Below are 7,900 nucleotides of genomic sequence, written 5' to 3'. Positions count from 1 at the left end.
GCCGCCGTGCACGACGACCGGCCGGAGGCCGGCGTGGTGCAGGAACACGACGTCCTGGGCGAACGCGGCCTTCAGGTCCTCGTCCACCATGGCGTTGCCGCCGAACTTGATGACGACCGTCCTGCCGTTGTGCCTGACCAGCCAGGGCAGCGCCTCGATGAGGATCCGGGCCTTCGGCAGGGCCGTGTGCTTGCGAGTGCTCATGACGAGTAGGCGCTGTTCTCGTGGACGTAGTCGGCGGTCAGGTCGTTGGTCCAGATGGTCGCGGTCTCGGGGCCCGCCGCGAGGTCGGCGACGATGTGGATCTCGCGGTAGCGCATGTCGACCAGTTCCCGGTCCTCGCCGACGGAACCGTTCTTGCACACCCAGACGCCGTTGATGGCGACGTTCAGCTGGTCGGGTTCGAAGGCGGCCCGGGTGGTGCCGATCGCGGAGAGCACGCGCCCCCAGTTGGGGTCCTCCCCGTGGAGGGCGCACTTCAGGAGGTTGTTGCGGGCGATGGAACGGCCCACCTCGACGGCGTCCTCCTCGCTGGCGGCGTTGATCACCTCGACCTTGATGTCCTTGCTGGCACCCTCGGCGTCACCGATGAGCTGCCGGCCCAGGTCGTCGCAGACCCGCCGGACGGCCTCGGCGAACTCGTCGTGGCCGGGGGTGACACCGGAGGCGCCGGAGGCGAGCAGCAGGACGGTGTCGTTGGTGGACATGCAGCCGTCGGAGTCGACGCGGTCGAAGGTGACCCTGGTGGCCGCGCGCAGGGCCTGGTCCAGCTCCTCGGCGCCGAGGTCGGCGTCGGTGGTGAGGACGACGAGCATGGTGGCCAGACCCGGGGCGAGCATGCCGGCGCCCTTGGCCATGCCGCCGACGGTCCAGCCGGCCCCGCCGGTGACGACGGACGTCTTGTGGACGGTGTCGGTGGTCTTGATGGCGATGGCGGCCTTCTCGCCGCCGTGCTCGGACAGCTGGGCGGCGGCCGTCTCCAGCCCCGGGAGCAGCTTGTCCATGGGCAGCGGCACGCCGATCAGGCCGGTGGAGCAGACGGCGATCTCGATGGCGCCGCGGCCGAGGACCTCGGCGGCCTTCTCGGCGGTGGCGTGGGTGTCCTGGAAGCCCTTCGGGCCCGTACAGGCGTTGGCGCCGCCGGAGTTGAGGACGACCGCCGAGACCTGGCCGCTCTTGAGGACCTGCTCGGACCAGAGCACCGGCGCGGCCTTCACACGGTTGGAGGTGAAGACGCCCGCGGCGGCACGGCGGGGCCCGTTGTTGACCACGAGGGCCAGGTCGGGATTGCCGTTCTCCTTGATCCCGGCGGCGATGCCCGCCGCCGTGAACCCTTTGGCTGCCGTGACGCTCACTGCATCTCCTCGTTCGCTTCTCCGCCCGCGCAGCGCGCCGGTGCGGCTCTCATCGTCGTCTGCGGCCCGGTGGCTGCCCGCGCGTCGCTCACGGTGCGACTCCGATCGTGGAAAGCCCGGTGGTCTCGGGGAGACCCAGGGCGATGTTCATGCTCTGGACGGCACCGCCCGCGGTGCCCTTGGTCAGGTTGTCGATGGCGCTGATCGCGATGACGCGGCCCACCGCCGCGTCGTAGGCGACCTGTACCTGGACGGCGTTGGAACCCTGTACGGACGCCGTCGCGGGCCAGTGGCCCTCGGGGAGCAGGTGGACGAAGGGCTCGTCGGCGTAGGCCTTCTCGTAGGCGGCGCGCACCGCGTCCGCCGTGACCCCCGCGACGGCCTTGGCGCTGCACGTGGCGAGGATGCCGCGGGGCATCGGCGCGAGGGTCGGTGTGAAGGAGACCGCGACCCGCTCGCCCGCCGCCCCGCTCAGGTTCTGGATCATCTCGGGGGTGTGCCGGTGGCCGCCGCCGACGCCGTACGGCGACATGGAGCCCATCACCTCGCTGCCGAGCAGGTGCGGCTTGGGCGCCTTGCCCGCGCCGGAGGTGCCGGAGGCGGCGACGATCACGGCCTCGGGCTCGGCGAGGTGGGCCGCGTAGGCCGGGTACAGGGCGAGGGAGACGGCGGTCGGGTAGCAACCGGGCACCGCGATGCGCTTGGACCCCTCCAGCGCGGCGCGGGCGCCCGGCAGTTCGGGGAGGCCGTAGGGCCAGGTGCCGGCGTGCGGGGAGCCGTAGAAGGCCTCCCAGTCGGCCGGGTCCTGCAGCCGGAAGTCGGCGCCCATGTCGATGACGAGGACATCGGGGCCGAGCTGCTCGGCGACGGCGGCGGACTGCCCGTGCGGCAGCGCGAGGAAGACGACGTCGTGCCCGGCGAGCGCCTCCGGGGTGGTCTCGGCCAGTACCCGGCCGGCCAGCGGCAGCAGGTGCGGCTGGAGCGCGCCGAGCCGCTGTCCGGCGTTGGAGTTGCCGGTCAGGGCACCGATCTCGACCTCGGGGTGTGCGAGGAGCAGGCGCAGGACCTCTCCGCCCGCGTATCCGCTCGCTCCGGCCACCGCCGCACGTACCGCCATGTCCACCCTCCTCCAGATGGCATGACTATACGTATCGCTGCACTTTTATGCAATCGGTTTGGGGAGCATCACCCAGCGCGAGACGACGAAGGTGACCGGGACCGCCACGGCCGAGGCGAGCAGCGGGGCGAAGCGGCTGCCGGCGTGCAGCACGTCGACGATCAGGTACACCCCCGCCGTGGTGACCAGCAGGTTGGTCACGTTCGTCAGCGGGAAGAGCAGGAACTTCCGCCAGGTGGGCCGGATCCGGTAGGTGAAACGCGCATTCAGGAAGAAGGAGCCGACCATGCTCAGCGCGAAGGCCAGGACGTGCGCCGCGAGATAGGGCAGGCCGGTCAGGAACACCAGGTAAAGGCAGTAGTACGTCGCCGTGTTCACGACACCGACCGCCGCGAAGGTGAGAATCTGCCGCATCAGGGGATGAGATCTTTCGTCCGTTCCACATTGGTCGCCTTCACCAGGAAGTGCGGGCGCCCCTTCACCTCGTAGTAGATGCGGCCGGTGTACTCCCCGATGACTCCCAGCATGACCATCTGGACGCCCGCGAGAGCGGTCACGGCGGTGATGATGGTCACATAGCCGGGCGTCTGGACGCCGTTGACGAGCGCGGCGCCCACGATCCAGGCGGTGTACAGGCCCGCGCACAGCAGCAGGCCCAGCCCCAGCCAGAGCGCGGCGCGCAGCGGGCGGTTGTTGAAGGACAGCAGGCCGTCGAGGCCGTAGTTGAGCAGGCCGCGCAGGTTCCAGGAGCTGCGGCCGGCCTCGCGCACGGCGTTGTCGTACTCGAAGGTGGTGCTCGGGAAGCCCACCCAGGCGAACAGGCCCTTGGAGAAACGGTTGTACTCGGTCAGGCCCAGCACCGCGTCCACCACCCGGCGCGACAGCAGCCGGAAGTCCCCGACCCCGTCGATGAGTTCGACGTCGACCAGGCGGTTGACAAGCCGGTAGTACAGCCGGGCGGTGAGGGTCCGGGTGAACCGGTCGCCGGTGCGGGTGCGCTGGGCGATGACCTGGTCGTGGCCCTGTTCTCGCAGCTCCACCATGCGCTTGATCAGCGCCGGGGGGTGCTGGAGGTCGGCGTCCATGACGATCACCGAGTCGCCCGAGGCGTGCCGCAGGCCGGCGAGCAGGGCCGCCTCCTTGCCGAAGTTGCGGCTGAAGGAGACGTAGCGCACCCGGGGGTCCAGGCCGGCCAGGTCCTCCAGGACGGCGAGCGTACGGTCGCGGCTGCCGTCGTCCACGTACACGAACTCCATGTCGTGTCCCAGGGGCAGCAGTTCCTCGGCGGCCTTCTGCACCTGGAGGTGGAACCGGGCGAGGACGTCCTCCTCGTTGTAGCAGGGCGCGACGATCGATATCAGCATGCGGGGGTCCCCCTGGGCGCGGTCAGCGAGCGGCGGTCACGCGCTCGCGCGGTGGTGTGGTCGCGGACGGCGTCGCGGCGCGCCGGCGGCGGACGGCGCCACCGGCGGTGAGCAGGACGAGGGTGAGCAGCGAGGCGCCCCCGACCGTCGTGCCCAGCCGCAGACCGGGTGGATGGAAGGTGCAGGTCAGCGTGGTGGCGGTACCGTCCAGAGGGACGGCGATCAGGCCGTGGAAGTCGCCGGCGGGCCGCTCGGGGCCGTCCCCGGCGGCGCACCGCCAGCCGGCGATCCGGGGCGCCGCGACGACGGCGGTGCCCTCGCTGCCGGCGGGCAGCCGGGCCCGCAGGGTGCCGTCGGAGACGGTCACCCGGGTGGCACCGGCCGCCTTCAGCCGGGCGGCGGCGCGGTCCAGCCGGACGGTGTCGAGGCAGCCGACGGCGCCGGGCGGGACGCGGCCGGGCCGGTCCGGCGTCAGCTCGATCCGCAGCCGCCCGGAGGCGGGAGCGGTGCCCAGCGGCTCCATGGCGGCGCGGTTGCGCGGGACGACGGACCGGAACCGGGCGGGCTCCGCGGCGCCGGCCAGCCGCGCGGTGCCGGAGAAGTGCGGGGCCCAGAGGTGGACCCGGGTGCCGGCCGGGCACCGGGCGGTGATCACGGGCCGGGCCAGGGCGTTCCCGGTGCCGACCCGGCGGCTCGGGACCGGCCGCCCGCCGTCGTCGTGCACGGTGACCCGGGGCACGGTGTAGACGCGGCTGCCGAGCAGCAGTTCCTGGTTGCGGTACGGCGACGGCCCGAAGGGCGTGCCGTCGGGTGCGGCCCGGACGGTGACCAGGGGCGGCACGTCCCGCCGGGTGACGGTGACCGGACCGCCGCCCGGGAGCACGTGCTTCTGGTGCGGGTCGGGCGGGGAGTGCACCCGGGCGCCGACCGAGAAGACGACGTCCGTGACGGCGTTGTCCAGGCTCTGCACGCTCCGGCCGCGCGAGGTCCAGCCGTCGCCGAGCGCGGTGAGCGTGCGGCTGAGCACGTCCGCGGTCAGGCTGCTGTAGTACTGGGCGCCCTCGCCGCCCACCAGCAGCGGGTCGTTGCCGACGGTCTGCTCGCGGCCGGGGTCGGTGCGGTACCGGGGCCAGCCGTCGGCCCCGGCGACCGCCGCCGCCTGGGTGCGCTGCCGCTCGCCCCAGGGCGCGTAGTCGTCCATGTGCGCGAGACGCATCCGGCCGGCCACGGCGTAGGTGGCGGCGCTCTCACCGGCCTGCACACCGAGCAGCAGGACGGCGGCCAGCCCGGCGAGCCGGGTGCGGCGCCCGGCGCGGGCCAGCAGGAGCAGTCCCGTGAGGGCGCCCGCGGAGGCGGGCAGCAGCACCGGCCAGGTGTACCAGCCGGCCGGCGCGCCGCGGGCGGCGGCGACGGTGATCAGCGCCAGCAGCGCGGCCGCGGCGCCGAGCGCGCGCCGGTCGGGGACGCCGTACGCCAGTGCGTGCCAGGCGGCGATCACCAGCAGGCCGCACAGCACGAACGCCTGCCGGTAGGGGCTGCCCTGCGGGGTGGCGAAGGCGTGCCAGACCAGGTGGGTGGGGCCCCACTGGAGGGAGAGGGCCACCGCGAGGACCAGCGCCGTCCAGCCGGCGCGGACCGGGACCGGGACCGCCCGGTGGAAGGGCAGCGCCAGGGCGAGGAGCAGGGCGGTGAGGCCGACGTACAGGGCCGGGGAGCCGAAGCCGTAGGTGGCGGGCAGCAGCCGCGCGGCGACGTCCTCGACGGGCACGGGGGCGAACCGGCGGACGCGGCCGGGGTAGGCGTGCCGCGTGCCGAAGTAGACGACCGTCACCAGCGGGGCGGCCAGGCCCACGCCGAGGACGGTGGTGAGGACGGCGCGGCCCGCCGTCGCGAGCGCCCGTCGGCGCGGCGGCCGGGCGAGCAGCAGGCGCAGCAGCAGGACCAGGCCGGCGCCGAGGGTGGCCATGTAGGCGGTGTAGAAGTTGGCGGTCCAGGCGAGGGCGACGGTCAGGACGCCGGGCAGGATCCGGCGTCCGGCGAGCGCGCGTTCGCCGGTCAGGCACAGCAGCGGCAGGGCGATCAGGCCGTCGAGCCACATCGGGTTGTAGGAGGCGTCGGCCAGGCTCCAGCCGCACAGCGCGTACGAGGCACCGAGCAGACCGGCCGCCCACCAGCGGCCGGGCCGCAGGGTGAGCAGCAGCCAGGCCATGGCCGCCGCCGCGGAGGCGGTCTTGAGCAGGGTGAGGGCGTAGACGGCGAGGTCGATCCGGTCGCGGGGGAAGAGGGCGACGAGCGGGGCGAACGGACTGCCGAGGTAGGTGCCGAGGTCGGGCAGGAAGGAAGCGCCGTAGCCGGACTGCCAGTTGACGAGCAGGCCGCCCTGGGCCCTGCCGTGCAGCAGGTCCCACAGGTGGGCGTGGAAGGGGACGTACTGGTTGCCGAGGTCGTTGACGTCGCGGGTGCGGGGGCCGAGGGGGTAGCTGCGCGCCAGCGTGTCACCGGCGCAGAGGGCGGTGAGCGTGACGGCCGCGGCGAGCAGGGCGGCGGCCCGCCGCGGTGCGCGGGGCGAGAGTAAGCGGTCCATGTGCCGTGCGGCCCCCAGCGAATGCATTCCGTCGATTTCGCCGACTTAGACGGGCCTTCTTTCCGCATGGTTGTGCGCTCACCGAAAAGTGGGGCGGGTATCTCCGAATACGGGAAACTCCGCGTAAATTCACGGGGTTACGGGAAAACAGCGGTTTTCCGAGGGGTGATTTCCGGGTGAACCGTGGGGGCTGCCACCGGCGGGGCGGCAACCCCCGGTCGTGGTTACTTCCGCTTGATCCGCAGGAAGGTGACGGAGTTCGCCGGGAAGGTGTACGTGAACGTCCGCGCGACTCCGGTGAGGGTGGAGGTCCGCGGGGCGACCGCCGTGGACGTCTCGGTGTTGACCGCGTCCGGTGCGGCGGCGAGCGTGGTCACCCGGGCCCTGGAGGCGACCCGGTCGGTGCCGAGGTCGATGGCCGTGCGGGCGGCGGCGGACTGGGCGTTGACGACCTTGACGATCAGCTCGCCGGTCTTCGCGTCCCGGGTGACGACCTGGCGGAACGGCTCGGCCGGCTTGTCGTCGGTGAAGCGGCCCCACTCCTGGCCGTCGAGGTAGAGGGTGACCTGGCGGCCGCGCACCTTGATGTCGATGTCGTAGGCGCGGCCGGTGTCGATCGAGCCGTCCTTGGAGACCAGTGTCGACTTGCCGCCGTCCACGGCCTGCTCGACCGCCGACCGGGTGTTGTTCCAGCCGCCCAGGTTCCACCAGTAGTAGCTGCCGGTGTCCTTGACGCCGAAGGCGACCAGGAAGCCTTCCTTGCCGGACTTCTTGGTGGCCTTCACGTGCAGGTCGTAGTCGTGCCAGCCGGCGTCACCGGCCTGGACCATGGTGTTCTCGGCGGTGTCGTCCGTCTGGACGTACCGGCCGTCCTGCACGGCCCAGTTCCCGGTGCCGGTGTGGGTCCACTGCGCGGTGTCACCGGAGAAGTCGTCGCTCAGCAGGGTGCGGCCGTCGGCGGCGGTGACCCGCACGTCGTCGTAGGCGGCGCTGGTGTTCCAGGTGGACAGGCCGACGGCGCCGGTGACGGGTCGGTCCAGGCCCGGGGTGCCGGTGGCCGTGCTGGGCACCACCCGGTCGCCCACGTTGGTCATGAACAGCTTCTGGATTTCGTAGTTCGCCGAGCCCCAGGAGGCGTGGTTGTCGAACCACACCAGGTCCGGCCTCCACTGCACGTAGTCCTCGTTGGCGAACAGCGGGGCGTAGGAGGCGAGCTCGACGACGTCCGCGTTGCGCTCCAGGCCGGTCATGTAGGCCGCCTCGGCGAGGCCGTTGCCGAAGGTGTTGCCCTGGGAGGCGTACTCGCCGAGGAAGACCTTCGGGCCGGAGCGGTCGTAGGAGTCGTAGCGGTCGTTGTTCCGCAGGAACCACTGGGGGCTGTTGTAGTAGTGCTCGTCGACCATGTCGACCTTGGCGTCCCGGTTGAGTTTCCAGGCCTTGTCGAAGACGGAACCGGCGTCGTCGGGACCGGAGTTGGAGA

At 72.4% G+C, this 7,900-nt stretch carries 7 protein-coding genes; all 7 read right to left on the bottom strand.

All coding sequences use genetic code 11. The features are described 5' to 3' along the window. The coding region (locus tag IE312_RS42080; protein ID WP_440862370.1) for an amino acid kinase family protein at nucleotides 1–204 on the bottom strand (204 nt) is incomplete at its 3' end. Further along, on the bottom strand, nucleotides 201–1,355 hold the full coding sequence (gene argJ / locus IE312_RS27480) for a bifunctional glutamate N-acetyltransferase/amino-acid acetyltransferase ArgJ (RefSeq protein WP_189985000.1): 1,155 nt from the start codon (nucleotides 1,353–1,355) through the stop codon (nucleotides 201–203). The genes IE312_RS42080 and argJ, both read right to left, overlap by 4 nt. An 88-nt stretch (nucleotides 1,356–1,443) precedes the next feature. Beyond that, the gene (argC, locus tag IE312_RS27475) at nucleotides 1,444–2,472 is read right to left on the bottom strand and encodes an N-acetyl-gamma-glutamyl-phosphate reductase (protein WP_189984999.1); all 1,029 of its coding nucleotides are present in this window, start codon (nucleotides 2,470–2,472) and stop codon (nucleotides 1,444–1,446) included. Nucleotides 2,473–2,517: 45 nt separating this feature from the next. After that, nucleotides 2,518–2,886 (bottom strand): GtrA family protein, encoded by a 369-nt coding sequence (locus IE312_RS27470; RefSeq protein ID WP_189984998.1) that lies wholly within the window; start codon nucleotides 2,884–2,886, stop codon nucleotides 2,518–2,520. After that, entirely contained in the window at nucleotides 2,886–3,836 is a 951-nt protein-coding gene (locus IE312_RS27465; protein ID WP_189984997.1) for a glycosyltransferase family 2 protein, read from the bottom strand. Before IE312_RS27465 ends, IE312_RS27470 begins: the two co-directional genes overlap by 1 nt. A gap of 22 nt (nucleotides 3,837–3,858) precedes the next feature. Beyond that, a complete protein-coding gene (locus IE312_RS27460) occupies nucleotides 3,859–6,420 on the bottom strand; it encodes a YfhO family protein (RefSeq protein WP_189984996.1) in 2,562 nt (853 codons plus the stop codon). A gap of 224 nt (nucleotides 6,421–6,644) precedes the next feature. Then, nucleotides 6,645–7,900, bottom strand: a 1,256-nt coding sequence (locus IE312_RS42075; RefSeq protein ID WP_306419821.1) for an alpha-L-arabinofuranosidase C-terminal domain-containing protein, incomplete at its 5' end; no start/stop codon positions are given.

Source organism: Streptomyces capoamus (genome assembly GCF_014654935.1).
GTDB classification, from domain to species: domain Bacteria; phylum Actinomycetota; class Actinomycetes; order Streptomycetales; family Streptomycetaceae; genus Streptomyces; species Streptomyces capoamus.
This window is presented reverse-complemented; position numbering and strand designations above follow the sequence as displayed.

Coding starts and splice junctions, on each gene's coding strand:
- IE312_RS27470 (WP_189984998.1), bottom strand. CDS start 2,886: ATGCGGCAGATTCTCACCTTCGCGGCGGTCGGTGTCGTGAACACGGCG.
- IE312_RS27465 (WP_189984997.1), bottom strand. CDS start 3,836: ATGCTGATATCGATCGTCGCGCCCTGCTACAACGAGGAGGACGTCCTC.
- IE312_RS27460 (WP_189984996.1), bottom strand. CDS start 6,420: ATGGACCGCTTACTCTCGCCCCGCGCACCGCGGCGGGCCGCCGCCCTG.
- argC (WP_189984999.1), bottom strand. CDS start 2,472: ATGGCGGTACGTGCGGCGGTGGCCGGAGCGAGCGGATACGCGGGCGGA.